The sequence below is a fragment of the Anaerococcus tetradius genome (assembly GCF_947087635.1).
Classification (GTDB): domain Bacteria; phylum Bacillota; class Clostridia; order Tissierellales; family Peptoniphilaceae; genus Anaerococcus; species Anaerococcus tetradius.
The window spans coordinates 105,872-132,280 of sequence record NZ_CAMUDP010000002.1 but is presented as its reverse complement, the minus strand read 5'-3'; the positions used below and the strand labels follow the sequence as shown (position 1 = coordinate 132,280).

Genomic DNA, 26,409 nt, shown 5'->3' with positions numbered 1-26,409 from the left:
GTACGGTGGTGTGAGAGGTCGGTAGATGAATTAATCATTAACCTCCTACTCGATTAATAGTATAATGTGCTAAAGGAGTGTATATGAATACCAGAGATTACTTAGAAGGTTTATCTTTCGATGGCTATAAGTTTTTTGGAGCTCATAAGAAAGATAAGGGATATATATTTAGATTATTAGCAAAAGAGGCGAGTGAAGTATATATAATTGGAGATTTCAACAATTGGCAAAGACAAGCCATGAGGAAATATCCGACAGGAGTATTTTCTATAAGTATTGAAGATGCGAAAGAAGGGCAAAAGTATCAATACATCATTAAAAATTCTGATAAGGAATTTACAAAGATTGATCCTTATTCAAAAATGATTGATTATAAGGAAAAGTCATCAGTTCTTGTAGATGATGATTATAAATTTAAGTCAAAGAGGAAAAAAGCAACAAATAAAAATATTCTCCAGGTTCATCTTGCTACTTTATTTAAAGATAAAGATAAGACGAGTCATGAAATTTTCGATTCAATTATCGAGCATTGCCAAGCTAACAATTACACATCTGTATTGTTAATGCCCGTAAATGAGTATCAAAACTATAAGTACATGGGATATTCTGCCATGAACTTATTTTCCTATTCTGAAAGGTATGCAAGTGGACTTGACTTTAAGAAGTTTGTAGATAAGGCTCACAAAAATAATATAGAGCTTTTCCTAGAAGTCGACATTGGAGGATTTGATCCTGATAAAAATGGTCTTCTTCGATTTGATGGATCTAGTATGTACAATTACGATTATGAGGATATCATCTATAATTATTATGGGTCTATTAACTATGATTTAAGCAAGAATTTTACAAAATCTTATATACAAAGTGCTATAGCCTATTGGGTAAATGAGTATAAGTTAGATGGAATCTTACTTCCATCAGTTGAAAACTCTTTATATTGGCAGGGTGATAAGACTAGGGGAATCAACAAGAATAACATAGCTTTTATAGAAAATCTTATTTCCTATCTAAAGGCTAAGGATCTTTTGATTTTGGCTTCATTTAACGGTATTTATGATTTGGACCTATCTTTTGATATGGTTTTTGACAATAGAAGCAAGACCCTAATCAATATGCTAAAAGACCAAGCTATAAAAAGAGATTATTATAAAAACTTTATTAATGATATTATAGTAAATGATAGAAAAGATAGGATATTAGGTTTTTCTTATGTGGATTCCTATCAAAATGAAGCAAATCTTGCCATGAAGATGCATACTGATGATAAAAAGTTTGAGCAAGAGAAAGTTCTCTTTACCTTCCTCTTTAGCTTAAAAAGTCCTAAATTGCTCTTTATGGGAGATGATTGTGGAGATTTAAGAACTTATAGTATATATAATAAATTTGCTTTTGATTCTTACGAGAATAATCTTAAAGATATTAACAGATATTTTAGAGATATTAGCAAAGTTTTCATGAAAGAAAAGGCTCTTAATAGTAAGGACAGCTCGACTCAATACCTAGATATTGGCGGGTTTAGTCTTTATGCATACAAGAGAATTTATAAAGATGAACAGCTTCTAGTAATAATTAATTTTACTGATATTGATTACGAAATAAGAAGTGATTATTCTTTAGAAGAAATAATAAATACAGAAAGTCTTGAATATAAAGGCTCAGCTAATGTTAATGGCCTAGTTAATATTGGAGATAATATAAATATTAAAGGATTTTCTGCAGCGATATTTAGAATTAAGTAAAGAAAAGGAGCTGTTGCAAAATTATGAATAATCATCGTTCCATCATTAGAAGGTTCTTCTATTGATATTAGGACGATCTATTCATTCTGCAACAGCCCCTTTTTTAGATGTATTCTTTTTCTATTTCTTTTAGCTCATATTCATTTTCTATATTATGGGCTATATGGGTAAATCTTTCCAAAGCAATTTTTCTTGGAATTATACCAAGAAAATATCCGTTCTTTAAGGTTATACATACAAAGTTGTTATTAATCAAAAGCCTTAGAACATCTTCGAGATCGTAATTATCAAATAACATTGGCACTACTTGGTTCATTACTTCTTTAACTTTAATAGAAGCTAGTTTGTCTTCATCAAAAAGTGAAAGATTATCAAAGCTGGTGACTATACAAGATATGGAAATTAAACCTCTTACATGATTATCATCGTCTACTACTGGAATTATTTGATAACCAGAATTAGATAAGACGAGAACGGCATGGAGCAAGGAATCTTCCTCATGACATATTGCAACCTCAGAAGCAGGTATCATTAGATTTTCTGTTGGTCTATAAAACATATCTTTAAATTTTTTACTAATCATTTTACACCTCTCAAGGTAATTCTATCATATTCAACTTTATCTAATTATATTATAATATAGTTATTTGTATTTTTAATGTAGAAAAAGTCGTCAGACGAAAAATTATCTGACGACTTGATATGTAAGCACACCCAAAATCGAAGCTAAGACTTTAAGAAGTGTCCTATGAGTCCGACTCATGTTAGGTGACCTTACGGCACACAGAAAGGACTGCTTAATGCTGCTACGTTCCCGTCCTGACATGATTCACAGCTTCCTGTTGCGTAAGACCTAACAATCAACACCATTCTCATAAGTCTTAGATAAAGAATTAGTCCCTCAATTGGGATTTAAACCCTGCTATAGCGGATTGCAGGTTACAAGGCACCGCTAACTCCCCGTCTAGTGCATGGCGGAGAGCATGGGATTTGAACCCATGATACGCTTATATTACGTATACACGATTTCCAATCGTGCTCCTTCAACCACTCGGACAGCTCTCCTTACTACATTATTAAACTATACTTTTAATAAATGAAATATCAAATAAATTTATGATATGATCTTTACTTATTATTAGTTCCTAGTTATGGTATAATAAATCTGATAGAAAGGAAAAATTATGGCAAAAGCTTTGTATAGACAATACAGGCCCAAAACTTTTGACCAAGTCTTAGGTCAAGACAGGGTTGTCAATGTTCTTAAAAATCAAGTAAAAAATAAGAACTTTTCTCATGCTTATATTTTTGCAGGGGAAAGAGGTTGTGGCAAGACTACTTGTGCCAAAATCTTTGCTAAGGCTATTAATTGCCTTCATCCTGTCGATGGATCACCATGTCTTGAATGTGAAAATTGTAAGGCTATTGATGAAGAATCCACAATAGATATTATTGAGATGGATGCCGCAAGCAATAGAAGGATTGATGATATTAGAAATTTGAAAGATAATGTAATCTATCCACCAAACAAGCTAAGGTATAAGGTCTATATTATAGATGAGGCTCACATGATTACTAGGGAGGCTTTTAATGCCCTTCTTAAAATTATGGAAGAGCCGCCAAGTCATCTGGTTTTTATACTTGCGACAACTGAAATAGATAAAATTCCAAATACTATTTTATCCAGGGCTCAAAATTTTGAATTTAACAAAATTGAAGCAAAAAAAATTAAAGAGCAGATAAATCTAATCTTAGAAGATAAAAATATAGTAATGGAAAATGAAGCTATTGATCTTATAATTAGAAAAGCAAGCGGGGCTATGCGTGATGCTCTAAGTATCCTCGACCAAGTTCTATCATTTGATAAAGCTAAGTTTACTTTGGCAGAAGTTGAAAATTTATTGGGAGTAGTTGACTTTTTTGAAATAGATAAGCTGACTTCTTCTATTATTTCCTATAACCAAAGTGAGTCCTTATCCTATGTCTTTTCATTAAGGGAGAATAATAAATCCAACAAGGATATCCTAGACTCCCTAACTTTTTATCTTAGGGATATAATGATTTATAAAATGACGGGGGATGATAGGCTTTTTGAAAATGAAGAAAGAGCTGATTTTATCAAAAAAAGAGCGGCTGAGCTTGAGATAGATAGATTATTAGATATGCTTGATATACTCAGTGATTATTCTAACAAGTTAAGGTCTGCCGATAATACAGATTTGATAATAGAGCTAATGCTTGTTAGACTTATAACGAGTAAGGATATTAAATCAATAGATTCAAGACTTAGGGCTTTGGAAGAAAGTAAAGATGATGATATAGTAAGTATTATTAATAAGCTAGTTGATGATAAGTTAGCTAAGATTGATCTTGATGAAATAAAGAGCGTAGAAGCTAGGGATACAATAGGCAAGTTTAATATAAACAAAGTCGATGAAGATAATAAAGCTATCGATAAAAATTATGAAATAATAAATAATGAGAAGCTAAATGAAGTTATAGAATCCAATGATTCGGCTAAAGAAGAAAAGCATTCTCCTATAGATAATGAAAGCTCGGATTTTTCTAGCTCCATAGAGCTTGCCCCAAGAGTTATTGATGACATAAGAGCAATGATTATAAAGACTGCTGGTAGGATGCTAAAAACTATGTTTGAATCAGATGGTTTTAACTATACTTACAAAAAGGGAAACTTTACTTTGTATCTAAAGGACGATTTTTACGGGATTTTCATCCAAACCAAGACAGAAGATATTAGAAGTCAATTAAATGAAATCCTAGATGAGGACCTTGTATTTTCTATTGATAATTATTCAAATATAGAAAAAAATAAAGAAAAAAAAACTAGCTCTTTAGCAAATGACCATAAGAATAATAAGGATATTGAAGTAAGAGCTAATGACTTAGAAAATAAGATTAATCATAAGAAAGAAACTAATAGAGAGCCTTCAAATATAGACAGATTGAAGGAAATATTTAAGGAAGAATTAATAATTAAGTAAGAAAAGGAGAAAATTATGGCAAGAGGCGGATTTAGACCAGGTGCACCAAATATGAACAATATGATGAAACAAGTTAAGAAGATGCAAGAGCAAATGGAAAAGGCTCAAGCAGAGATAGAAGAAAAAGAATTCTCTTCAACTGCTGGAGGTGGAGTAATAGAAGCTACTGTTAATGGCAAAAAAGAAGTTTTAGCTATTAAGATTAATCCAGATGTTGTTGATCCAGAAGATGTGGAAATGTTAGAAGACCTTATAATGGTTGCAATTAACGATGCCATGGCAAAGGCAGCAAGTTATAATGAAGAAACTATGGGTAGATTAACAGGTGGAATTAATATTCCTGGTTTAATGTAATGGCCCTTTATCCGGAATCTCTAGTAAATTTAATTGACGAGTTCCAAAAATTACCAACCATAGGTCGCAAGAGTGCAGAAAGACTAGCCATGTCTATTGTAGATAGGGATAAGGATTCTGTTGATGAATTTGCAAAAAGTTTATTAGAAGTAAAATCGAGGATTCATTCTTGTGAAATATGTGGAAATTTAACAGAAGAAGACATTTGTGATATTTGTAAGGATATAACTAGAAACGAAGAATGTTTGTGTATAGTTGAAGATGTGAAAAATCTTATAGCAATAGAAAAATCCCACGCCTACAGGGGACGCTACCATGTCCTAGGTGGGCTGATTTCGCCTTCTGATGATATAGGTCCTGATAAGTTAAATGTCGATAAATTACTGGAGAGAATTGACAAAGAAGATATAAAAGAAGTTATATTGGCTATTTCATCTACAATAGAAGGGGAGACAACAAGTCTGTTTTTGACAGGCCTTCTATCGAATAAGAATGTGAAAATCACAAAGCTTGCTCAAGGTATCCCTGTTGGATCTAATCTTGAGTACTTTGACCAATTAACTTTAGAGAGAGCACTAGAAGATAGGAGAGAAATAGTTGATTAAAATAAAAAAAATCATCTTTATTATCCTTGGGATTTTTGTCTTAACTTCTTGTTCGTCATTTAAGAAAGCTACTAAAAAAGAAGCCTTAGAAGGTTCCCATGCCGAGTATTCTAAGCCAGTATCCAACAAAATTAGAATTAAGACGACAAGCTTTTCGTCAGCAATCTTGCTTGATTGCATGAAGGATGATAACGATACTTATGATGTCGAGCATTGCAAGTCTTTTTCGGAAGTCCAAAATGGAGATTTTGATATAGCCCTAGTACCGGCAATATTAGCTCCAAGTATCTATAATTCAAGTAAGCAATCTGTTGAAATTTCGGCAATAACCCTTCTTAACAACCTCTATGCAGTCAGTAAATCTGAGATATTGACTCCTAAGGCTTTGATTGGAAAGGTTATTTATATACCAGATTTAGGAGATAGCTACCAAAACATGATAGATGCTAAGCTTGGTATATTAAAGAAACTATTTGGTGTAAAAATTGAAAGATATAAGGATTCACAAGAACTCAAAGAAATTCTAGACAAAGATGATTTTGCAATAGCTATTGTTTCAGAACCGAATTTGTCTAAAGTAGCAGGCCATGTCGATAATATATATAGGATTTCTGATATGCTATCTTTTTTTCCAATTAAAAGCAATGGAAAACTAGATGATTTTATTTCGGAAGTAATCCTTGTAAATAAAAATTTTCTTAAAGACAACAAAGAAGCCTTCGATAAATTCCTAGATGATTACAAGGCAAGCCAAGCGAAAATCAAAAATGATTCAAAAATTTCAACAGATGTAATAAATAAGTATGATATAAACAATCAAGACGCTATTAACATATATCAAAATATGAATAATGTCTACATAGAAGGTGATACTATGGTGGGAATGTATAATCTTTTCTTAGATTATCTAGAAAAAGCTAAATTAGATTTCTATCAAGGTGATAGGCCATCGGATGATTTTTATTATAGAAAATAGTAAGGATATAGACTAGATGTTTAATGAAGAAATGTACTTGAAAAACAAAGATAAATTTCAAGATATGTGCAAAAAAGTAAAAGAAGATCCTTTACTTCAAAGTTTTCATATATATCCCCAAGCAGGCTGGTTAAATGACCCTAATGGCTTGTGCTATTTCGATGGTAAATACCATATTTACTTTCAATATTCACCTTTAGATGAAAAAAAGTCTGATGTTTTGTGGGGACATGTGAGTAGCCCTGATTTTATAAACTACAAAAGAGAAGACCCCTTCATTTTTCCTGATACGAGGCTTGATTATGGTGGAGCTTACTCAGGATCTGCCTTTGTAAAAGATAATAAAATCAATTTCTTCTATACTGGAAATGTCAAGCACAAGGGAGATTTTGACTATATTAGGCAGGGTAGGGAACACAATACAATAAAAATTATATCGGATGGATATGATTTTGATGAGAAAAAATTGATATTGTCGAATGATGACTACCCATCCGATATGACCAAACATGTAAGAGATCCCAAAATATACCAAAAAGACGGGACTTATTATATGTTCTTGGGTGCAAGATCAGTAGAAGATAAGGGCCTAGTATTAGTTTTTAAATCAACAGATTTAGAAAACTTTACCTATCATATGAGAATTGAAAGTCAAAGTAAATTTGGCTATATGTGGGAATGCCCTGACTTTTTTAGCATAGATGATAGAGATTTTCTTATACTTTGTCCTCAGGGTTTAGAAAGTGAAGAATACAAGTATCAAAATATATACCAGGCTGGCTACTTTACAATAAAAATTGATTTATTAAGCAAGAAATACGAATTGGCGAACTTCGAAGAATTAGACTATGGTTTTGATTTCTATGCTCCTCAAAGCTTTGAGGATTCTAAAGGAAGGCGAATCCTTATAGGATGGATGGGTATGCCAGACGCTAGCTATACAAATCCAAGTGTAGCATACAAATGGCAACATTGCTTGACAATTCCTAGGCAACTTACAGTCATAGATGGTAAAATTTATCAAAATCCAATAAAGGAACTTGAGAAGCTTAGAAAAGAAAAATTGCAAATACCACCAACCAATCATTATGATGAACTTGTTTTTGAAGCGATAGCAGAAGATATATCAGAAGGTTTTTCTATACATCTAAGAAAAGATGTAAGCTTAAAATATGAAAAAGGAATTCTGGAACTTGCTATGGGCAAATCTTCCGCAGGGAGAACAAGAAGAAAAGTTAAAGTGGAAAAAATAAATAGTTTAAGAATATACTCAGACAGATCTTCTATAGAAATATTTATAAACAAAGGAGAATATGTTCTTTCCACAAGAGTCTACTCTAAAGAAGCAGACTTTTACTCAGAAAACTTAGAATTTAGCTTATATAGGTTAAACTCTTTTAGCTTTATAGAATAAAACTTAGTTAAGTTTACCAAAAATTAGCTATAAAAAAACTAACGAACTTCCATGGATAGAAAACCAATCCATGGATTTTTTAATACAAACTAATCAAGATTAGCAAATCACTTTAAGCTAAACAATAATTTAAAACTTAAAAAACTGCTTTATATATAGTTTGAATAAGAGAAAATTAGACATGTCGAGAGCTAGGTATTTTTCTATGCATGCAATTATTAAGCTATAGGTGTTTTTATATCGCAAAGATTTAAAAATATAAATTATACAGTTCATATATGTTAATACTTCGAATAAAAAAGGGCCTTAATCGGCCTCTATAACTTCTATTATACTTTTTTGTTTTTAGCTACAAACATATGATTTTATACGCCTTAGTCTGCCTTTAAACACTGAATAGTGTATAAATTTTTATTTATACGTTGATATTCCATTAAATATCTTCATGTGGCTATATGATTATTGCATGGTGGAGATGAAGGGGGTCGAACCCTTGTCCGTGGAAGATAATTCAATAGCATCTACAAGTTTAGTTATATTTATATTTTTGCATAAAAAATCAAAATACAACCAAAAATTTTTACGCTAGCTTCATAGTACTGATTGTATGGCAAAGCTTACATACAATAGTTGTCGCTTAAATTATGAAACGAATGTTAGGCTTGCGACAAGCTTAACATTCATTGCCGGCCTTAATTAGGCAGCTAGTGCGAAGTTTGCTTCGCTATTGTTGTTTGCGTTTATATTTAATTGCTAATTTACGTTTTGGCATACGACCTGCAACTAGAGATTTCCCAACCACGTCGAAACCAAGTCATCCCCATTTAGTTTATTATACTTGCTAAAAAAAGCTTGTCAAAAGGAATGATTTTGGTTAGAATATATTTAAGAAAAGGTTTATTTCAATTTATTTTTATACATTTGGGTATATATAATATATGAATGTTTCTTTTTTAAGGAGGAATTATGAGAAATTCTAATAAAATTGCAGCTATGCTTTTAGCTGGTGGACAAGGCTCAAGACTTAAAGCTTTAACTAGAGATATGGCAAAACCTGTTGTACCTTTTGGTGGAAAATACAAAATCATAGATTTTGCCTTAAGTAATTCAACAAATTCTGACATTAAGGATATAGGAGTTTTAACTCAATATAAACCACAATTATTAAATCAACATCTTGGAATTGGTGCACCTTGGGATTATGACAGAAATTTTGGCGGTCTTAGGATACTTACACCATATTATACAGAAGATGGTGGTAGGTGGTTTGAAGGAACTGCTTCAGCAATCTTTGAAAATATAAATTATCTTGACGAGGTTAATCCAGAGTATGTTTTAATTTTATCAGGGGATCACATCTACAAGATGGATTATAGGGAGCTTTTAGATGTTCATAAGAAAAATGGTGCAGATGCTACAATTGCTGTAATGGAAGTTGATTGGGATGAGGCATCTAGGTTTGGTATTATGAATACTGATGAGAATGATAGGATAGTTGAGTTTGAAGAAAAACCTCAAAATCCTAAATCAAATCTAGCTTCAATGGGAATTTATATATTTAATTGGCAAGTTTTAAGAAGAGAATTGATAGAAGATAGTAAAAATAAAGATTCTTCTAATGATTTTGGTAAGGACATAATTCCTAAAATGCTTGCAGAGGGCATGAATTTATATGTTTATAAATTCGATGGATATTGGAAAGACGTTGGAACTGTAAGAAGTTTTTGGCAAGCTAATCTCGACTTGATTGATCCTGAAAATGAATTAGATATTTACGATGAAAATTGGAAAATTTATACAGCTTCTCTTAATTTGCCTCCTCACAGAATTGGAAAGACTGGAGAACTTTGCGATTGTTTAGTTAATGAAGCTTGTGTTATTGATGGAATAGTTTGTAATTCTGTTTTATTTTCTAGTGTAGAAGTTGAAGAGGGAGCAGAAGTATATAATTCGGTTTTGCTTAACGGAGTTAAGGTAAAAAGTGGAGTTAAGATATATAATTGCGTAGTTGCCTCAGATATGGAAATTACTCAAAATATCGGTAAGGAAGATGACAGCAAAGTTTATTTAGTTAGCAATGAAGGTATTGAGGAGGAGTAATATGCCTAGTATAGTAGCTTTGATATATAGTTCAGAATTTGATGAAAGAAATTATGGTGCTTTGTGTAAAAGTAGACCAGATTATATGCTACCTTTTGGTGGAAGATATAGAGTTATTGACTTTGCTCTATCAAATGTTACCAATCACGATATTTCAAGAGTAGTTCTTTATGCAAATAGGATGATGAGGTCTACCTTAGATCATATAGGTAATGGTAAGAGTTGGGAATTAAATAGGAGAAATGGTGGTCTATTGATCAATCCTCCAAAATATTCTTCAAAAGAGAATTTAAGTGAGATTGAAACCTATTATGATACTATAAGATATTTTGAAGATCATAAATCTGATTATATATTTATTAATAACCCAATGTATATTAATAAGGTTGATATTACTGATGCAAAGGAAACCATGGAATCCAATGATTTAGATTGTTTGATTTTCTCTACCAAAACAGAAGATACAGATGGTTATTACCTAAATAGAAGAATTATTTCTTCTGATGAAGATGGTAAGCCTTCTTCTGTCGGTCTAAATCTTGGTTTGTCTGATCAGATAGATTTGTTCCTAGGTTCTATTATGATTAAGAGAGATTTATTCTTGAGAATATTGAGAATGGCTATGGAAAGGGATTCTCAAATGTCCTTCCTAAATGCTCTTTTCACTTTTGCATCTGATATGAAGATTGATTTTTATAGGCATAACAAAGAGTTTGAAATTATAACTGACATCAATTCGTTTTTTGATGCAAATATGAAGTTATTAAATAGAGCCGACTTTGATCAACTCTTCTATGAAGATGGTCTAGTTTATACTAAATCTAAGGATGAACCATCTACTTCATATACCAAGGAATCAAGTACCAAAAACTCCCTTATAGCTAATGGATCTATTATTAGGGGTAATGTAGAAAATTCTATTATTTTTAGGGGTGTTAGCATAGGAAAGGGAGCAGTTGTTAAAAATTCTATTATTTTCCAAGATTCAGTTATATCAGATGGAGCAATTCTAAATTATGCTATAACTGACAAGGGAACTTATGTAGGTAAAGATACAAGGTTATTTGGTAATAGATCACATCCATATGTTACAGCTAAGGATGAAGAATTGGAGAAAGGAATCTAAGATGAACGTTCTTTTTCTTACGGGAGAAGCAGTTCCTTTTATTAAGACAGGAGGCCTTGCCGATGTGGCGGGGGCTCTTCCAAAGGAATTGGTAAAAAAAGGTGTTGATTGTAGGGCGGTTCTTCCATTGTATAAGTTTATAGGTGAAGAATTTAGGCTCAAAATGGAAAAAGTCACAGAATTTTTTGTGGATTTAGATTGGAAGCATCAGTATGCTGGTGTCTATCAATTAAAATGGGATGGAGTTATTTTCTATTTTATCGACAATCTTGAGTATTTTGACAGAGATGGAATCTACGGATATGATGATGACGCTGAAAGATTTATATATTTTTCTAAAGCGTGTACTTTGCTAGGCAAAGAAATAAATTTCAAGCCAGACATAATCCATACTAATGATTGGCATACTGCCATGGTTAATGTATTCGTAAATGATTTTAGAAAAGGCGATTCTTATTATGATGATGTGAGAAGCTTATTTACAATACATAATTTGAAATATCAAGGGGTTTTTGATCCTGATAATCTAAGGCTAGCTGGCTTAGATGGTTCATATTTTAATGAAAATGATCTTAAATATTTCGATGCTATTAACTTCGTTAAGGGTGGAATAGTGCATTCTAGTGCATTAAATACTGTATCAGAAAATTACGCAAGAGAAATACAATATCCATTCTATGGGGAAGGACTCGATGGAGTTATTAGAAAATATGCTTATAAGTTAAGTGGAATAGTTAATGGGGTAGATTTTGATATTTGGGATCCTGCAACAGATGCTGTGATATCGTCTAACTATAGTGCAAATAAAATTGATGGAAAAGTGGAAAACAAACTTGATTTGCAAAAAATGTATGGACTGCCTGAAAGAAGTGATGTGCCTCTTATAGGTATCTGTTCAAGACTTACCGAGATGAAGGGTTTGGACTTAGTAAGATACATAATGGATGAGTTATTACAAGAAGATGTTCAGTTTGTCGTGTTAGGAACTGGCGATTATACTTACGAAGAGATGTTTAAGTATTTTGAATGGAAATATCCTGACAAAGTAGCGGCAAGAATCTATTATAGTGGTGATGAAAGTCATAAAATCTATGCAGGAAGTGACTTTTATCTAATGCCAAGTATATCCGAACCTTGTGGTATAAGTCAGTTGATAGCTATGAGATACGGATCCTTACCAATAGTAAGGGAAGCTGGTGGTCTAAAAGACACAGTTAGTCCATATAATGAATTTACAGGAGAGGGGACAGGATTTTCTTTCGCAAATATCAATGCTCATGAGCTTCTTTTCTGCATAAAAGATGCATTAAAATTATATAAGGATAATAAGGAAGCTTTTGATAAATTGGTAATTAATGCTATGGAGCAAAATAATGATTGGGAGAAATCCGGAGAAAAGTATTTAGATTTATACAATGAAATTAAAGCAAAATAGAAACAAAGAAAGAAAGCTATTAAAAAGAATACAAAGTTTTTTGTATTCTTTTTATGCGAAAAATGCAAATAATGCTAGAATTAATGAAGTTTATGACTGCCTGTGCAGGGCATTAATGGAAGATATAGGTGAAATTTGGGTTGAAAGTAAATCCGATGAGAGTGAATTTGAGGTATATATTCTAAGTTTCGAATACCTGCCTGGTAAATTCATAGAAAGAAATATTGCTAAGCTCAATAAAGAAGAAGAAATCAGAGAAGTTTTAAGAGAAATAGGTTTTTCATATGAAGAAGTGATAGCTTTTGAAAAAGAAGCTAGTCTGGGTGTAGGAGACATTGGCATCGGTTCAAGTTATCTAATAAATGAATTAGCTAATAGAAAGATTAGATCTGTTGCCTACGCTTTGCGTTATGAGAATGGAAATCTCAAACAAAAATTAATTGATGGAATGCAGGTAGAATATTCTGATTATTGGCTAGCAGAAGGATCAAATTGGGAACACAAAAAGGGTTTCTCTTACGAATTAAACATAGATGGAAAAAAACATAAATCAATTGCCCATGATGTGGCAATACTAAATGACAGGGCGGATTTTGTTTCGACACTTAGGCTTCTACAATCAGAACCAACAAAGGCAGTTAGCTATGCTGACTTTACCAGAGGCGATATATTTAAAGCCTATGATGATTACATAAGCACTAGTTCCATCAACCAATTTCTTTATATAGATGACTCTTCCTACGATGGAAAGCTTCTAAGGCTTAAGCAGGAATATTTCTATTCAGCAAGTGCAATAAGGGATATTATCAAAAGATATATGAACAGATATGAGAGTATTGATGGAATAGATGAGAGAGTGAAAATCTTTGCTCATGATATCCATCCTACTATTGCCCTAGTTGAGTTTATCAGAATCCTAAATAGTCGTTTTCATATAAGTATAAAAGAGGCTATTTTTATAGCGAGGAGAGTTTTTGAACATATGGCTTTTTCTATTACTGGTGATAGCCTTGAAACTTATCCGGTAGATATGATTAAAAGAGTAAATCCAGAAATTCTTGATACGATAATACTAATTCAGGATGTGTTAATTAAAGAAGATCCAAGTTATTATTTGATTAAGAATGGATATGTTTTGTTTAAAAATATCAATCTTGCTCTATCTAACGATTATATATTCCTATCAAAAATATTAAAAGAAGAGAAAACTGCTATTAGGAAGCTATCATACACTAATTTTGGTACAGATAGGCTTATGTATGCAGAACAAAATAATTATAGATTAATGGAAATCTTCCAAAAAAATGGAATATCAGATTTATCTGTAGGGGAGATTTTAAAAATTGACAAATTAGGAAATAAGGGAAGTTTTATTGATGATTTAGAAGAAGTCAAATATAGAAATAAGCTCGACTTAATAAAATTATCTGGTGAAAAACTCAATCCTTATGCTATATTTGATGTACATTTATCCATAGTTCATGAAAGTAAAAGACAAATCCTTAATGCTTTGGCTATTGCTTATAAGTATTATTTAATTAAACAAAATACCAACTTGAGAGTTACTCCTTGTACTTACGTTTTTGCAGGTAAGGCAAATGTGGGATATTTTATGGCCAAGGAAACTATTAAATTTATACTTGCCCTAAAAAAGATGATTGATAAGGATAAGTTTATAAGAGAAAAGATAAAAATAATTTTTGTTGAAGACGTAAATGTATTTAAGTCAAAGATTATTTTAAGGGCCGGTGATATTTACAATAACATGACCCTCGCAACTCTCGACAACCAAGATTTTCATATGTTAAACTCAGCCTTCAATATGTCAAATATTTTAACTAGCCAAGGTGGAATTAGCAAGAATATCTCCGAGAAGAATTCCTTCTATAAATTAGGAGATACTTACAAGATAATAATTGATGATGGTCTTTTTGCTAGATATGATGCAAATAATTTCTACTACAATAATGATATGGTAAAATATACGGTAGATAATCTAATAAGAGAAAGTTATGAAAATTTCCCATATGATTTTAAAGTGATGTATGACCAAATCATGATGTACAATGACTCTTTTAGAGTTTTTAAGGATTTGAGCGATTTAGTCGATAAGAGAAGACAGATTGAAACTGACTATTTAGATAAGGATAAGTGGGTCAACAACGAAATAGACAATATACTATGGGCAAATAATTTTAAATTAGATAATAAAATTATAAGGAACGGTATTGATGGTAGACAAAACAACCGCATTTGAAGAAAAAATTAAAAATCTTACTTACGAGAAAATAGAAGATGAAAAGCTTGGGGCAATCTATAGCAAAGAGAAAACTATCTTTAGAGTATTTTCACCCACTAGTGAGTCGGTAGAACTTCTCATAAGTGATGATTACAGAAAAACTAGGAAAGATAAATATCCTATGAAAAGAAACGAACTGGGCATATGTGAAATTTCTCTAGAAGGTGACTTAAAAGGATATTTCTATAATTATTTAGTCGATGGAAAATACGAAGTTACAGATCCTTATTCTTTTTCATCATCAATTAACAGTTTGGCTTCTGCAGTAATAGATTTAAAAGATAGCGACCCTTGTGGTTTTAGAGAGCAAAAATCTCCTGATAATAAAGAAGAAGATGCCATAATCTATGAAATGAGTGTCAAAGATTATACAGCAGATATTAGTAGTGGTGTAAAAAATATGGGCAAGTATCTCGGTCTTAGTGAAGAAGATACAAAATTTAAGGGTGTTAAGACTGGGATTGACAATATTAAGGAATTAGGTATAAGCCATGTCCAACTTCTTCCTATATATGACTTCATATCAGTTGACGAAGATGATGCCAAGTTTTTTGATGATGATAATTATAACTGGGGTTATGATCCAGAATTATATTTTGCTCCCGAAGGCTCCTATGCGACAGATCCCTACGACCCGATTTCTAAAATAAAAGAATTAAAAAAGATGGTTCAGGCCTTTCATAAAAATAATATTTCGGTTGTTATGGATGTTGTTTACAATCACACCTTCAAATCCTACGATTCTAATTTAGAAACTTTAGCTAAAGGGTATTATCATAGGATGAATGATGATGGAAGTTTTTCTAACGGCTCAGGAGTTGGCAATGAAATTAACAGTCAAAATCCTTTTGTTAGAAAGCTTATAATTGATTCGCTCTGCCATTGGGCTAGGGAATACAAAATTGACGGTTTTAGATTTGATTTGATGGCCCTAATTGATATAGATACGATACAGCTCGCCCTCAAAAAACTTAGAAGAATAAATCCTAATATAATTATATATGGTGAACCTTGGATGGCTTTTTATTCTCCATTAGCTTTTGATAAACAAATTCTTAAGGGATCTCAAAGATCAAAATCCTTTGCGGTTTTTAATGATGATTTCAGAGATGCTATAAAGGGAGATGCAAATGGTTACGAAAAAGGATATATACAGGGGATTTTCTCTAATAAGTTGGCTATAGAAACTGGTATAGCAGGATCAATTGCCTATGATGAGAAGAGAATTGGTTTTACTGATAAGGCAAGTGAGACAATAAACTATTTTAACTGTCATGATAATCTGATTTTATATGATAAGCTTGCTATATCTTTGAATGAATATGATAATATAGATGATTATGTAAAGTTGGCTTTAGGAATTATCTTTTTGTCTTTCGGTAAGCCTTTTATCTATGAAGGCAATGAGTTTAATCATAGTAAAAATAACGATGCTAACTCTTATAGATCACCCCTTAGGAATAATTCGGTTAAATGGCAAGATAAGCTTGACAATATGGATATATTTAACTACCTTAAAGCTCTAATCGAAATAAGGAAATCGATGGAAGTATTTAGCCATACGGATGCTCAATTTATTAGGGATAATTTAAGTTTTATGGAAAATATTCCAGACTCTTCAATAATATATAAAATTAAAAATGAAGATGATACTTATTTAATTGCAATTAATGCTTTAGATGATAGATTTTTCCTTGATAAAGAAAGTTTGAACAGCTTTATAGGCTATCCTACTTACAAAATTAGAAAAATCTTTTCTAAAGAGGGTATAAATAAGACAGATGAAGATATTAGCGAAGCTTTAATTATTGAAGGTAAATCAGTTAATTTATTTAAGTTAGGAGTAGAAAATGGATTATAAAGAAATTTACAAAAAATGGTTAGAAGACGATAGATTTGATGATGAAACAAAAAAAGATCTTTTAAGTATAAAGGATGATGATGAAGAAATAAAAGATAGGTTCCACCAATCACTAAAGTTTGGAACAGCTGGTCTTCGTGGTAAATTAGGTGCTGGTACAAACAGGATGAATGTTTATAATGTTGCTCAAGCTACTCAAGGCTTTGCTGATACCATAGCCGAAGCTGGCGATGAAGCTAAGAAAAAGGGCGTGGCAATTGCCTATGATGTGAGACATAAATCTGAAGAATTCGCAAAAGTTACCGCCGAAGTTTTCGCTGCAAATGGCATCAAGGTATATATCCACAAGGAAATTCAACCTACACCAGTTTGTTCATATACAATTAGGAAATTAGGAAATGTTGCTGGAGTTATGGTAACAGCCAGCCACAATCCAAGGGAATACAACGGCTATAAGGCTTATAACCATGAAGGTAGTCAAATTCTTGATGAAACTGCTGATAAAATTTTAGGTCATATAGCTGAACATCCAGACTTTTTCGAGATTCCAAGAATGGATTTTGATAAAGCCTTAGAGGAAGGCATAGTTGAATATGTTGATGACCAATTAATCGAAGATTACATCAAGGAAGTAAAGGCATGCACAATTAATGATGAAGCTATAGATAAAAATATCAATGTAGTATATACACCTCTTAACGGATGTGGAAACAAATTGGTAAGAAGGATTCTTGATGAAAGAAGATTTAAGAATGTCCATATTGTTAAAGAACAAGAAAATCCAGATCCTGACTTTACTACAGTAGGCTATCCAAATCCAGAAGACCCAAAAGCTTTCAAATATTCAGAAACTTTAGGAAAAGAAGTTGGGGCTGACTTACTATTAGCAACTGATCCTGATTCAGATAGATGTGCTGTTGAAATTAGGGATAAAGATGGCGAATATAAATTCCTAACTGGTAACTTAATCGGTTCTTTGTTGGCAAATTATATTCTAGAAGCCCTAGCAGCCAAGGGTCAACTACCAGAAAATGGTGCAGTTGTAAAATCACTAGTATCAACTGATCTAGTTAAGCCAATAGCTAACAAATATGGCGTAAGGGTATATGACGTTCTAACAGGCTTTAAAAATATTTATGCCGTTGCAAATGAATTGGATGAAAATGAAAGTGGTAAATTCATCTTTGGCTTTGAAGAAAGTATTGGTTACAACTATAAGGACTTTGTAAGGGATAAGGATGCAGTAAATTCAGCAATGATGATAACAGAGATGGCTGCATATTACAAAGAAAGAAATAAGAGCTTACTTGATGTAATAGAAGATTTGTTTAAAGAATTTGGATATTATTCTAATGATGTTATATCTATAGTTCTTGAAGGTCTTGACGGTCAAGAGAGAATATCTAGAATTATGAGCAAAGTTAGGAATAATCCAATAAAAGAACTTTGCGGACTTAAAGTTAAAACAATAATCGACTATCAAAAGGATGAAACAGGTCTACCAAAATCTAATGTTTTGAAATATTATCTAGAAGATAATTCATGGTTTGCCCTAAGACCTTCTGGAACAGAGCCTAAAATCAAGCTATACATTAATGCAATAGGAGAAAGTTCAAGTAAATCTCAAGAAAAATTAAAGGGAATTAATGACTTCATGCAAGAGGTAATTAATTCAATCGAATAAGTTAAAGTAGCTACCCTTAGCTAGGTCTAACTAGCTTAGGGTTGCTTTTTATTTTACAAAATACTTGAACTTTCCGTCAAACTGAAATATTATATATCAAAAGGAGATAAAAATGGAAAGTTTTTTTAATGTAATAGATAAAATATTTTCAGTAAATGTTTTTGGAAGTTTAACATTATACCAATTAATATCAACTATATTGAAATACATTTTTGTATTTATAGTTTTTTATTTTATATATTCTATTATCAGGATTATATATTACGATGTAAGGACCACCCTAAAAAAGGAATCAAAATCAGATACATATTTAAAACTTTTAAACTTAAATGAAAAATTTTCTTTTACAGTTCAAGAATTTTATTTTCTGGCATCTGATAATACTATAGGTCGAGATGATAGAAATAGTATTTGTATAAAGGATAAGTTTCTATCAAAGTTTCATGCTAGGATTGTTGAGGACGATGGAATTTACTTTATAGAAGACCTAAAATCAGCTAATGGAACTTATCTAAATAGCGAGAAAATCACGGATGCTATTGAATTAAAGTCCAATGATTTGATTAATATTGGTAAATTACAATTTTTGTTTGTCCAAGGTGATGGAAATGAATAGAATTAAAAATCTCACCCTCAATAAAGAAAGGGCTCAGAGGAAGGCAGTATTCTTGCTTATGGTTTTTGAGTTCTTATCTTTATCAATGTCATTAATTTATAATATTGAGCACATCAAAAACGTGGATTTTATAACATACCTAGCCATTCTTTTGGCGACTTTTTTATCTACGTTTTTGATAAATAAAGTCATTAAATCGGACGGCATACTTCTTATGATAGTAAACATGCTTTTTTCTATAGGTGTAGCAGTTATATACAGGCTAGACCCATCACTTGGAAGAAAGCAGTTACAATATTATCTAGTCGGTTTGTTTATGTTCTTTGTAACATATAGAATCATGAAATCTTATAACGCTTGGCACAATTTGTCGAAATTTTATGTAGCTATATCAATAGTCCTATTTATTTTCACTTTGATTTTCGGCTCTAATATTAGCGGAGCTAAAAACTGGATATATTTAGGACCAATAACTATACAACCTTCAGAATTTATCAAGGTACCATTGGCATTTTTTATAGCAAGTTTTTATACTCATTATAATGAGATATGCAAGAAGCCTTTTGGAAAGTATTATATGAACTTGATAATATTTGTCTTTATAGGATTTTTATTTTTACAAAAAGACCTAGGAACAGCACTAATATTCTTTTCAACGATGATTCTTAGTCAATTTGTATATGATAGAGACAGAAAGCTAATTATCGCTAATCTATTAGCTATGATTTTAGGCTCAATAGTTGCCTATCATTTGTTTAGTCACGTACAAATAAGAGTTGCCACATGGAAAGATCCTTGGTCTGATATTGATGCTACAGGCTACCAAATTACCCAGGCCCTATTTGCTATGGCAAGTGGAGGATTATTTGGAAGCGGTATTGGCTTAGGAAGACCTGACTTCATACCGGTTGCAGAGTCAGATTTTATTTTTTCTGCTATCTGCGAAGAAATGGGTATTTTCATGGGCATAGCTGTAGTATTATTGTTTATGATTCTTGTATATAGGGCTATAAAGATTTCTTTGATACAAAAAGATAAGTTTTATTCTATATTAGCCTTCTGTATAGGGGCACTTTTTGCCTTCCAGACTTTTATTATACTAGGTGGAGTTTTAAAGCTTATACCCCTAACAGGTGTAACACTTCCCTTCATCAGTCAGGGAGGTTCTTCCATGATTGCTGGCTTCATTTTGTTAGCCTGCCTTCAATATTGCGGAGAAGAAATTAAATATGGTGATGAAATAAATGAATAAGGATAATTATTTAGATAAAAAAAGGAATAATTTTCAATCTTTGATAGATAAAATTCTAAAGTTTGAAGAAGAAAAAAGATTAGAAGATAATGAGAAGCTAAATATTTTATCAAAAACAACTTTGAATAAGAGGCTTGTTTATGTAATGATATTTTTTATAGCCTTGTTTTTGACTCTAGCTTTATATTTGGTCTATTTTCAACTTTTTAAGAGAAGCGAAATTGAAAACAACTCTCATAATAGAAGACTATGGGTAAATGAAGATAACATAAAAAGAGGCGATATTTATGATCGCAATGGAAATGTCCTAGCCCATAGCGAAGAAAATAGCGATGGTAGTCAATATAGGGTTTACAATTACGGAGCAAGTGCATCTTCAATAACTGGATACTCATCAAAAACTTATGGCAAATCTGGTATTGAAAAAACATACAACAAAGAACTTTTAGCCATAAGTGATGAAAATCTATCTAATTTTAGAAAGATGGTTATAAAAAACGAAGTAGGTAATGATGTTCATTTAACAATGGATCAGAATATTCAAAATATAGTTTATGAGAATATGAAGGGGATTGTAGGAGCTTGTGTTGTCATGAATCCTACTACTGGAGAAATTTTAGCCCTAGTATCAAATCCTACTTATGATCCTAATAATGTAGATGATAATTGGGATGAATTAATCCAAAACACCTATGGACCTTTTGTAAATAGGGCAACTTCTGGATTATACAGACCAGGATCAACCTTTAAGATTGTAACTGCTACGGGTATTTTAGATTATAACATAGATACAAGTTACTTTGATGATGGGGTAGAGAAAGTTCAAGGATATGACATCAAAAACTTATCTGACCAAATCTTTGGTCAACTTAATTTAAGGTCTGCCTTCGTAAATTCAGTTAATACTTATTTTGCAGCAAAAACTAATTTGATTGGTCATGAAAAATATGAAAAATTAGCCGGAAAATTTATGATAAATAAGGATTATGATTTTGATTTGGAAAAAAATAAATCTATAATACCTTTTAAAAATTTAAATGATGTCGACTTAGCTATGACTGGTTTTGGTTATGGTAAGAGTCAAATTACTCCCCTACACATGGCTATGATAACCTCAGCCATTGCTAATAATGGAAAGATGATGCAACCAAGGCTTGTAAAGAAGATTGTCGATAAGGATGGAAAGGTTGTTTCTGAAAGAAAAGCAAAAGTCCTATCTGAAGTGACAAGTCCTGATACTGCAAATATTATAAGAGATATGATGGTGGCAGTTGTAAACTATGGAACAGGAACTAGTGCTTATCTAGATTCTGTTCAAATTGCAGGAAAAACTGGAACAGCTGATAAAGAAAATGGATTACTTGATGCTTGGTTTGTTGGTTTTGCTCCAGCCTATGATCCTAATTTGGCAATTGCCCTAGTAGTCGAAGACAGCGAGGATACTGGAGGAGTAGCCGCTGCTCCTATAGCGAGGGACATTATAAGAGAAATCTATCAAAATGTAAATATTAACTAATCACATTAACTTATTCTTGATATTATTCCAGTAATGGTTTCTATTGAGAATAAGTTTTTTTATTTTAGTATCAGAAACATTGATTCTAATTTTATAATCCTTAGCAGAATATTCTCTGCCATCAAAAATGAAGACTGTATGAAAATTGTCTCTTTTAGAAATAGAAATATCAATTGTGGCATCATTCGGAAGCACGACAGGAGACCTTAAGGCCTTATTCATGTTAGAATAAATTGGTGCGATGGGTGTTAATTGAAAACCATTTAAAGATTGATGAAGAATGGAACCTCCTGCAGATAAGTTGTAAGCAGTAGATCCATGAGGTGTAGAAATAATAAGGCCATCTCCTGAATAATACTCAATAAAATTACCGTCGATAAAAACTTTTAATCTAACAATTTGATTTCGATTACTTTTTATTACTACTTCATTTATAGAATTAATCTTTTTTCCTGCAAGGTGTGACTCTAGGACTGATAAATTTTCTACCCTATAATCTTTTTGGTCGAAGGATCTTATAAAACTTTCTATCATATTTGTTTCAACTTCTTGATAAAAGCCTAGATGACCTGTATTTATACCGATAAAGGGTATATCAGAAAATTCTGATTGATGAACAGCGTTAAGGAAGGTGCCATCGCCACCGATAACTAGATTTAATATAGCATCATGTTCATAACTACTAGTTAAAATATAGCCATAATTGTTGAAAATATTCTTGCACTTTTGATATATTGATTTTGAAAATTTTGATTTATTCTTAAATACATTAACCTTGTTTGTCATTTCCTTCACCTCTCATATAGTATAATATATTATATCATAAGGATGGCATATGAAATACATAAAATATAAAATTAATAATAATATTACTGTCCGAAAGTTTTTGGAAGCTAAAGATTATTCTAAGAGAAGTATAGATGAAATTTTGAATTCTGCTTATCTTCTAAATGGAAAGCTTAAAAATAAAAGTCTTGATTTAAAAGAAGGCGACGAGTTTAAAATTATTATTGAGGATGAAGATTTAGACTATGAGCCAATAGAAGGAAAATTAAAAATACTTTTTGAGGATGCTAATAGCCTTGTAGTAAGTAAAACTTCAAATTTAACAGTCAATTCCAAAAATCAGGTAAATTTATCCAACTATCTGGCCTATTATTTTAAAGAAAATGATATAAGGAATAAGATTAGATTAGTAAATAGACTTGACATGAATACTTCAGGCTTAATGCTTGTCGCAAAAAATAAATATGCTCATGCTTATTACCAAAGGCAAGTAGAAAATAATTTGATTAAGAAAAAATATTTGGCAGTTGTTGATCCTAACACTGACTTAGATTTCCTCTATGAAGCAAGAATCTCTTATGATGAGGAGAATAAAAAGTATATAGCCAGTAATAATGGGAAATTAGCTAGGACTTATTTCAAAACAATTGATAAGAATGATAGTTATTCCCTCATAGAATGTGAAATTTTTACAGGAAAAACTCATCAAATTAGAGTGAGTCTACAAAGTCTAGGTCACCCAATTTACGGAGATAAGTTGTACGGCTCAGATAAGGATTTAGATAGATTTTTACTACATTCATACAAGTTAGAATTCAAAACTTTTATAGATGAGGAAAACATCAAATTAGAAGATTGGCCGAATTTCATGACATTTCTTTGTAAAAAGTGAAAACAATTTGATTTGCAAAAATCCTTTTCATATTATATAATTAATATATCCTAAGGTGTTTGGTCCAAATTTAAACCTACAACTTTTATAAGGGATTGCGGAGTTCTAACTTTGATGGCAAGCCTCCTTCGAGAGGACGTCAGAGATTTTAGACAGCTTGCCCACCTTCACTTACGCGAAGGTCTTAAAGATAGGGCCCCCTTGGGATTTAATTAAATTGGTTATAATTTGACCTATAAGGGTATGAATATAGTAGAATTAAATAAAAGGAGATAATATGTCAATATCAGATTATATCGAACAAAAAGCACTAGCTAAAAAGAGAGAATTAAAATACGAAATTTGGAAAGCCAAAAATCATGATAGCAGAATGAGAGCACAAGGAGCTATTTTGGGAACATTACTTGGGGCTGCTGCAGGTTTACTATTGGCTCCAAAATCTGGAAGAGAAACTAGGGCAGATATAGTTGATGCCTTTAATGATACTGTTGATACAGTAAGAGATAGCGCTAAGACAGCAGTAGATAATGCTAAAGATGGTTATGAAGATTTAAGATTCAGAGCTTATACTGATTTGAAGCCAATCAAAGATGGTTTTGAACATGGAAGTGAAATTGTAAAAGAATCAGGTAGCAAAATCAAAGAAGCTTCAATAGATGCACTTGAAAATATCAAAGACGGAGCTAGAGAAGTTAAGGATATAGTAAAAGAAGGTGCCAAAGAGGCAAAGGATGTTGCTAAAGAAACTGGAAAAGAAGTTAAGAAAGATGCTGAAAAAGCAAAAGATCAAGCAAAAGATGCTGCTAAAGATGTGAAAAAAGAAGATAAGAAGGCAAAGAAAGAAACCAGTAAAAACTAAGGAGAATTAGATGCTAACAATTAATGTAAATCTTCTTGGTAACATAATACTAACAGTCTTGGGAATTATTGCCTTGGTGTTTTTGATATTGTTATTAAAAAATATCAATTCATTAATCCAAAAAATCCAAGGAGTTCTTGACAAGAATTCTGATAATCTTGATCAAGTGATAGATAAATTACCTAGATTAGCTGATGAAGCTAATACTCTTGTAGAAAATGTTAATTCAATCGTAGCTGATCCTAATCTAAAGATGGCAATAGCTAAAGCTAATGATACTATGACAAATGTAAATAGCATCACCGACGACATAAGAGATACTGTAAGTTATGTAGGAGTTACTGCTGTTGACAGTGTTGATACATTAGGTGCTGGAGTTGCCTCTATTACAGACTATTCGACATTAATTATGGATGTAATTGATATAGCGAGAAATGTAATATCAGGTAGATAAAGTTAAGGTCATCGACGATGGCCTTTATTATTTCATAATTTAAGGAGGGAAAATGGGTCAACCAACAATTAAAGATGTAGCTAAACTTGCTGGCGTATCAATCTCTACTGTATCCAGAGTGATGAATAATTCTAAGCCTGTAAGTCCTGAAGCAAGAAAAAAAGTTCTTGATGCTATAAATAAACTTGATTTTAAACCAAATGAGCTTGCTAGATCATTAGTTATGAGAAAGTCAAATTTGGTTGGTGTCATAGTTGAAGATATTGGCATTGAATATATGGCTCAACTTATTAGAGGCATAGAGGAAATAGGTAGGGTATATAAATACGATATTTTACTTTCAAGTTCTTATGGTGATGAGGAAGCCTTAGAAAACTCAATAGATTTTTTGGCTACCAAACAAGTAGAAGGTCTTGTTATTATAACAGAAAACATATCACCAGAAGTTTTGGTAAAATTAAGAGATAGAAGGATACCTTTTGTACTATTAGATAAGTATCATACTTATAAAAATGTTAAGTCAGTAAAGATTGACTACGCCCAAGAGGAAAAGAAACTTGTGGAAAATCTTATAAAAGCTGGTCATGATAATATTTTATATATCAATCATGATGATAATAATATACTTAATGAAAATATGCTAAGAGGTTATAAAGAAGCAGTTGAATCTTGTGGCAAGAAAGCATATGTTTATGATACAAAAGGTATAAAATCAGACGATGGCTACAATATCGGAGAAGATGTAATTAAATTAGTCAAAGAAAAAAATATTACAGCGGTTTCTTGTGTAAATGATGAGGTAGCTATAGGTTTTATAAACTATTGCGTTGATAACAATATATCTGTTCCTGATGATTTATCTGTAACCGGTTTTGGCGATTCAAATATAGCAAGTATCTATAGACCAAAGGTAAGTACAGTAGCTATTCCATATTATGATATTGGAGCTATATCTATACGTGCTTTGATTAAAAGAATCAAGGAAGAAGAAGATATTCTAGAAGAAGATTGGATTATAGATGGTCAAATCATAAAGAGAGAATCTACCAAGGCTATAAATTAATGATAAATGGATTTATTGTTAAATCCAAAAAATATAGTAAAATAATAATGTAATATAAATTTAGGAGGCATGCAATTATGGCAGAAAGAAAAGTCGTAGTAGCTAATGAAACTGGCCTACACGCTAGACCAGCAGCATCATTAGTTCAATTTGTTAAAAATTACCCAGGTGAAGTTAAGATAATTAAAGAAAACAAAGAAGCAAATGCTAAATCAATCTTCAACGTTATGAGCCTTGGAATTGCTAAAGGAACAGAAATTACCTTAGTAGTAGAAGGTGAAGATGAAGAAAAATTTGCAGATGAATTAGTTGAATTTATCAATAACTTATCTGAATAATACTAATGTATAGAAGGATACTGTTAAGTATCCTTTTT

At 31.7% G+C, this 26,409-nt stretch carries 22 protein-coding genes, 1 tRNA gene and 3 other RNA genes; 21 read left to right on the top strand and 5 right to left on the bottom strand.

Annotation, left to right across the window (positions count from 1 at the left end):
* Window positions 1–83: 83 nt before the first annotated feature.
* Window positions 84–1,739 carry a glycogen-branching protein gene (locus P6936_RS01375; RefSeq protein ID WP_276880619.1) on the top strand — a complete coding sequence of 552 codons (1,656 nt, stop codon included), beginning with the start codon at window positions 84–86 and terminating at the stop codon, window positions 1,737–1,739.
* 103 nt (window positions 1,740–1,842) lie between these two features.
* Here P6936_RS01375 and cbpB read toward each other — a convergent pair whose 3' ends face one another.
* The 3 genes from cbpB to P6936_RS01360 all read right to left on the bottom strand — a co-directional run bounded on the left by cbpB (window position 1,843) and on the right by P6936_RS01360 (window position 2,804).
* On the bottom strand, window positions 1,843–2,322 hold the full coding sequence (cbpB, locus tag P6936_RS01370; RefSeq protein ID WP_004836160.1) for a cyclic-di-AMP-binding protein CbpB: 480 nt from the start codon (window positions 2,320–2,322) through the stop codon (window positions 1,843–1,845).
* 123 nt (window positions 2,323–2,445) lie between these two features.
* Window positions 2,446–2,712: signal recognition particle sRNA large type (ffs, locus tag P6936_RS01365), an RNA gene on the bottom strand.
* Window positions 2,712–2,804 (bottom strand) — tRNA-Ser (locus P6936_RS01360). Before P6936_RS01360 ends, ffs begins: the two co-directional genes overlap by 1 nt.
* 119 nt (window positions 2,805–2,923) lie before the next feature.
* Between P6936_RS01360 and dnaX the strand changes: the two genes are divergently transcribed.
* Genes dnaX through P6936_RS01335 form a run of 5 tightly spaced genes read left to right on the top strand, consistent with a single transcriptional unit; the run spans window position 2,924 to window position 8,090 of the window.
* Window positions 2,924–4,741: a DNA polymerase III subunit gamma/tau gene (gene dnaX / locus P6936_RS01355; RefSeq protein ID WP_276880618.1), complete on the top strand. Its 1,818-nt coding sequence runs from the start codon at window positions 2,924–2,926 to the stop codon at window positions 4,739–4,741.
* Between the two features lie 15 nt (window positions 4,742–4,756).
* On the top strand, window positions 4,757–5,095 hold the full coding sequence (locus P6936_RS01350) for a YbaB/EbfC family nucleoid-associated protein (protein WP_004836157.1): 339 nt from the start codon (window positions 4,757–4,759) through the stop codon (window positions 5,093–5,095).
* Window positions 5,095–5,700, top strand: coding sequence for a recombination mediator RecR (recR, locus tag P6936_RS01345; RefSeq protein ID WP_004836156.1), 606 nt, complete (start codon window positions 5,095–5,097; stop codon window positions 5,698–5,700). Before P6936_RS01350 ends, recR begins: the two co-directional genes overlap by 1 nt.
* Window positions 5,693–6,676, top strand: coding sequence for a hypothetical protein (locus tag P6936_RS01340; protein WP_276880617.1), 984 nt, complete (start codon window positions 5,693–5,695; stop codon window positions 6,674–6,676). The genes recR and P6936_RS01340 overlap by 8 nt, the downstream gene beginning before the upstream one ends.
* Before the next feature lie 16 nt (window positions 6,677–6,692).
* Window positions 6,693–8,090 (top strand): glycoside hydrolase family 32 protein, encoded by a 1,398-nt coding sequence (locus P6936_RS01335; RefSeq protein WP_276880616.1) that lies wholly within the window; start codon window positions 6,693–6,695, stop codon window positions 8,088–8,090.
* 467 nt (window positions 8,091–8,557) lie between these two features.
* Here the strand turns inward: P6936_RS01335 and ssrA are convergent.
* Window positions 8,558–8,912: a transfer-messenger RNA gene (gene ssrA, locus P6936_RS01330) on the bottom strand.
* A 144-nt stretch (window positions 8,913–9,056) separates the two neighbouring features.
* Here ssrA and P6936_RS01325 point away from each other — a divergent pair.
* The 9 genes from P6936_RS01325 (at window position 9,057) to P6936_RS01285 (ending at window position 21,979) form a co-directional block, all read left to right on the top strand.
* Window positions 9,057–10,190: a glucose-1-phosphate adenylyltransferase gene (locus P6936_RS01325; RefSeq protein WP_276880615.1), complete on the top strand. Its 1,134-nt coding sequence runs from the start codon at window positions 9,057–9,059 to the stop codon at window positions 10,188–10,190.
* Between the two features lies 1 nt (window position 10,191).
* Entirely contained in the window at window positions 10,192–11,316 is a 1,125-nt protein-coding gene (gene glgD, locus P6936_RS01320) for a glucose-1-phosphate adenylyltransferase subunit GlgD (protein WP_004836054.1), read from the top strand.
* 1 nt (window position 11,317) lies between these two features.
* Window positions 11,318–12,751, top strand: a complete 1,434-nt coding sequence (glgA, locus tag P6936_RS01315; protein WP_276880614.1) for a glycogen synthase GlgA — start codon at window positions 11,318–11,320, stop codon at window positions 12,749–12,751.
* Window positions 12,732–15,008: a glycogen/starch/alpha-glucan phosphorylase gene (locus tag P6936_RS01310; RefSeq protein ID WP_276880613.1), complete on the top strand. Its 2,277-nt coding sequence runs from the start codon at window positions 12,732–12,734 to the stop codon at window positions 15,006–15,008. Before glgA ends, P6936_RS01310 begins: the two co-directional genes overlap by 20 nt.
* Entirely contained in the window at window positions 14,983–16,911 is a 1,929-nt protein-coding gene (gene pulA / locus P6936_RS01305; RefSeq protein ID WP_276880612.1) for a type I pullulanase, read from the top strand. Before P6936_RS01310 ends, pulA begins: the two co-directional genes overlap by 26 nt.
* On the top strand, window positions 16,901–18,595 hold the full coding sequence (locus tag P6936_RS01300) for a phospho-sugar mutase (protein WP_276880611.1): 1,695 nt from the start codon (window positions 16,901–16,903) through the stop codon (window positions 18,593–18,595). Before pulA ends, P6936_RS01300 begins: the two co-directional genes overlap by 11 nt.
* Before the next feature lie 112 nt (window positions 18,596–18,707).
* The gene (locus P6936_RS01295; protein ID WP_004836049.1) at window positions 18,708–19,211 is read left to right on the top strand and encodes an FHA domain-containing protein; all 504 of its coding nucleotides are present in this window, start codon (window positions 18,708–18,710) and stop codon (window positions 19,209–19,211) included.
* Window positions 19,204–20,463 (top strand): FtsW/RodA/SpoVE family cell cycle protein, encoded by a 1,260-nt coding sequence (locus tag P6936_RS01290; RefSeq protein WP_276880610.1) that lies wholly within the window; start codon window positions 19,204–19,206, stop codon window positions 20,461–20,463. The genes P6936_RS01295 and P6936_RS01290 overlap by 8 nt, the downstream gene beginning before the upstream one ends.
* Window positions 20,456–21,979, top strand: a complete 1,524-nt coding sequence (locus P6936_RS01285; protein WP_276880609.1) for a peptidoglycan D,D-transpeptidase FtsI family protein — start codon at window positions 20,456–20,458, stop codon at window positions 21,977–21,979. Before P6936_RS01290 ends, P6936_RS01285 begins: the two co-directional genes overlap by 8 nt.
* Here the strand turns inward: P6936_RS01285 and P6936_RS01280 are convergent, their stop codons facing one another.
* Entirely contained in the window at window positions 21,980–22,765 is a 786-nt protein-coding gene (locus P6936_RS01280; RefSeq protein ID WP_060929604.1) for an NAD(+)/NADH kinase, read from the bottom strand.
* Window positions 22,766–22,814: 49 nt separating this feature from the next.
* Here P6936_RS01280 and P6936_RS01275 point away from each other — a divergent pair, with 49 nt between their 5' ends.
* From P6936_RS01275 to P6936_RS01250, 6 genes are all read left to right on the top strand, one after another.
* Window positions 22,815–23,657, top strand: coding sequence for an RluA family pseudouridine synthase (locus tag P6936_RS01275; protein WP_060929603.1), 843 nt, complete (start codon window positions 22,815–22,817; stop codon window positions 23,655–23,657).
* 44 nt (window positions 23,658–23,701) lie between these two features.
* Window positions 23,702–23,869: non-coding RNA, 6S RNA (gene ssrS / locus P6936_RS01270), on the top strand.
* Between the two features lie 65 nt (window positions 23,870–23,934).
* Window positions 23,935–24,516 carry a YtxH domain-containing protein gene (locus tag P6936_RS01265; protein WP_276880608.1) on the top strand — a complete coding sequence of 194 codons (582 nt, stop codon included), beginning with the start codon at window positions 23,935–23,937 and terminating at the stop codon, window positions 24,514–24,516.
* A 10-nt stretch (window positions 24,517–24,526) separates the two neighbouring features.
* A complete protein-coding gene (locus tag P6936_RS01260; RefSeq protein WP_060929602.1) occupies window positions 24,527–24,970 on the top strand; it encodes a hypothetical protein in 444 nt (147 codons plus the stop codon).
* Window positions 24,971–25,022: 52 nt separating this feature from the next.
* Window positions 25,023–26,033: a LacI family DNA-binding transcriptional regulator gene (locus P6936_RS01255; RefSeq protein WP_004836042.1), complete on the top strand. Its 1,011-nt coding sequence runs from the start codon at window positions 25,023–25,025 to the stop codon at window positions 26,031–26,033.
* A gap of 77 nt (window positions 26,034–26,110) precedes the next feature.
* On the top strand, window positions 26,111–26,371 hold the full coding sequence (locus P6936_RS01250; protein ID WP_004836041.1) for an HPr family phosphocarrier protein: 261 nt from the start codon (window positions 26,111–26,113) through the stop codon (window positions 26,369–26,371).
* Window positions 26,372–26,409: the final 38 nt, after the last annotated feature.

Excerpts from the sequence above, each read along its gene's own strand:
- P6936_RS01255 (WP_004836042.1), top strand. The coding sequence starts at position 25,023 with ATGGGTCAACCAACAATTAAAGATGTAGCTAAACTTGCTGGCGTATCA.
- P6936_RS01310 (WP_276880613.1), top strand. The coding sequence starts at position 12,732 with ATGAAATTAAAGCAAAATAGAAACAAAGAAAGAAAGCTATTAAAAAGA.
- P6936_RS01375 (WP_276880619.1), top strand. The coding sequence starts at position 84 with ATGAATACCAGAGATTACTTAGAAGGTTTATCTTTCGATGGCTATAAG.
- P6936_RS01275 (WP_060929603.1), top strand. The coding sequence starts at position 22,815 with ATGAAATACATAAAATATAAAATTAATAATAATATTACTGTCCGAAAG.
- P6936_RS01290 (WP_276880610.1), top strand. The coding sequence starts at position 19,204 with ATGAATAGAATTAAAAATCTCACCCTCAATAAAGAAAGGGCTCAGAGG.
- P6936_RS01280 (WP_060929604.1), bottom strand. The coding sequence starts at position 22,765 with ATGACAAACAAGGTTAATGTATTTAAGAATAAATCAAAATTTTCAAAA.
- glgD (WP_004836054.1), top strand. The coding sequence starts at position 10,192 with ATGCCTAGTATAGTAGCTTTGATATATAGTTCAGAATTTGATGAAAGA.
- P6936_RS01250 (WP_004836041.1), top strand. The coding sequence starts at position 26,111 with ATGGCAGAAAGAAAAGTCGTAGTAGCTAATGAAACTGGCCTACACGCT.
- P6936_RS01285 (WP_276880609.1), top strand. The coding sequence starts at position 20,456 with ATGAATAAGGATAATTATTTAGATAAAAAAAGGAATAATTTTCAATCT.
- P6936_RS01325 (WP_276880615.1), top strand. The coding sequence starts at position 9,057 with ATGAGAAATTCTAATAAAATTGCAGCTATGCTTTTAGCTGGTGGACAA.
- glgA (WP_276880614.1), top strand. The coding sequence starts at position 11,318 with ATGAACGTTCTTTTTCTTACGGGAGAAGCAGTTCCTTTTATTAAGACA.
- pulA (WP_276880612.1), top strand. The coding sequence starts at position 14,983 with ATGGTAGACAAAACAACCGCATTTGAAGAAAAAATTAAAAATCTTACT.
- recR (WP_004836156.1), top strand. The coding sequence starts at position 5,095 with ATGGCCCTTTATCCGGAATCTCTAGTAAATTTAATTGACGAGTTCCAA.
- P6936_RS01295 (WP_004836049.1), top strand. The coding sequence starts at position 18,708 with ATGGAAAGTTTTTTTAATGTAATAGATAAAATATTTTCAGTAAATGTT.
- cbpB (WP_004836160.1), bottom strand. The coding sequence starts at position 2,322 with ATGATTAGTAAAAAATTTAAAGATATGTTTTATAGACCAACAGAAAAT.
- P6936_RS01350 (WP_004836157.1), top strand. The coding sequence starts at position 4,757 with ATGGCAAGAGGCGGATTTAGACCAGGTGCACCAAATATGAACAATATG.
- P6936_RS01265 (WP_276880608.1), top strand. The coding sequence starts at position 23,935 with ATGTCAATATCAGATTATATCGAACAAAAAGCACTAGCTAAAAAGAGA.
- P6936_RS01335 (WP_276880616.1), top strand. The coding sequence starts at position 6,693 with ATGTTTAATGAAGAAATGTACTTGAAAAACAAAGATAAATTTCAAGAT.
- P6936_RS01300 (WP_276880611.1), top strand. The coding sequence starts at position 16,901 with ATGGATTATAAAGAAATTTACAAAAAATGGTTAGAAGACGATAGATTT.
- P6936_RS01260 (WP_060929602.1), top strand. The coding sequence starts at position 24,527 with ATGCTAACAATTAATGTAAATCTTCTTGGTAACATAATACTAACAGTC.
- dnaX (WP_276880618.1), top strand. The coding sequence starts at position 2,924 with ATGGCAAAAGCTTTGTATAGACAATACAGGCCCAAAACTTTTGACCAA.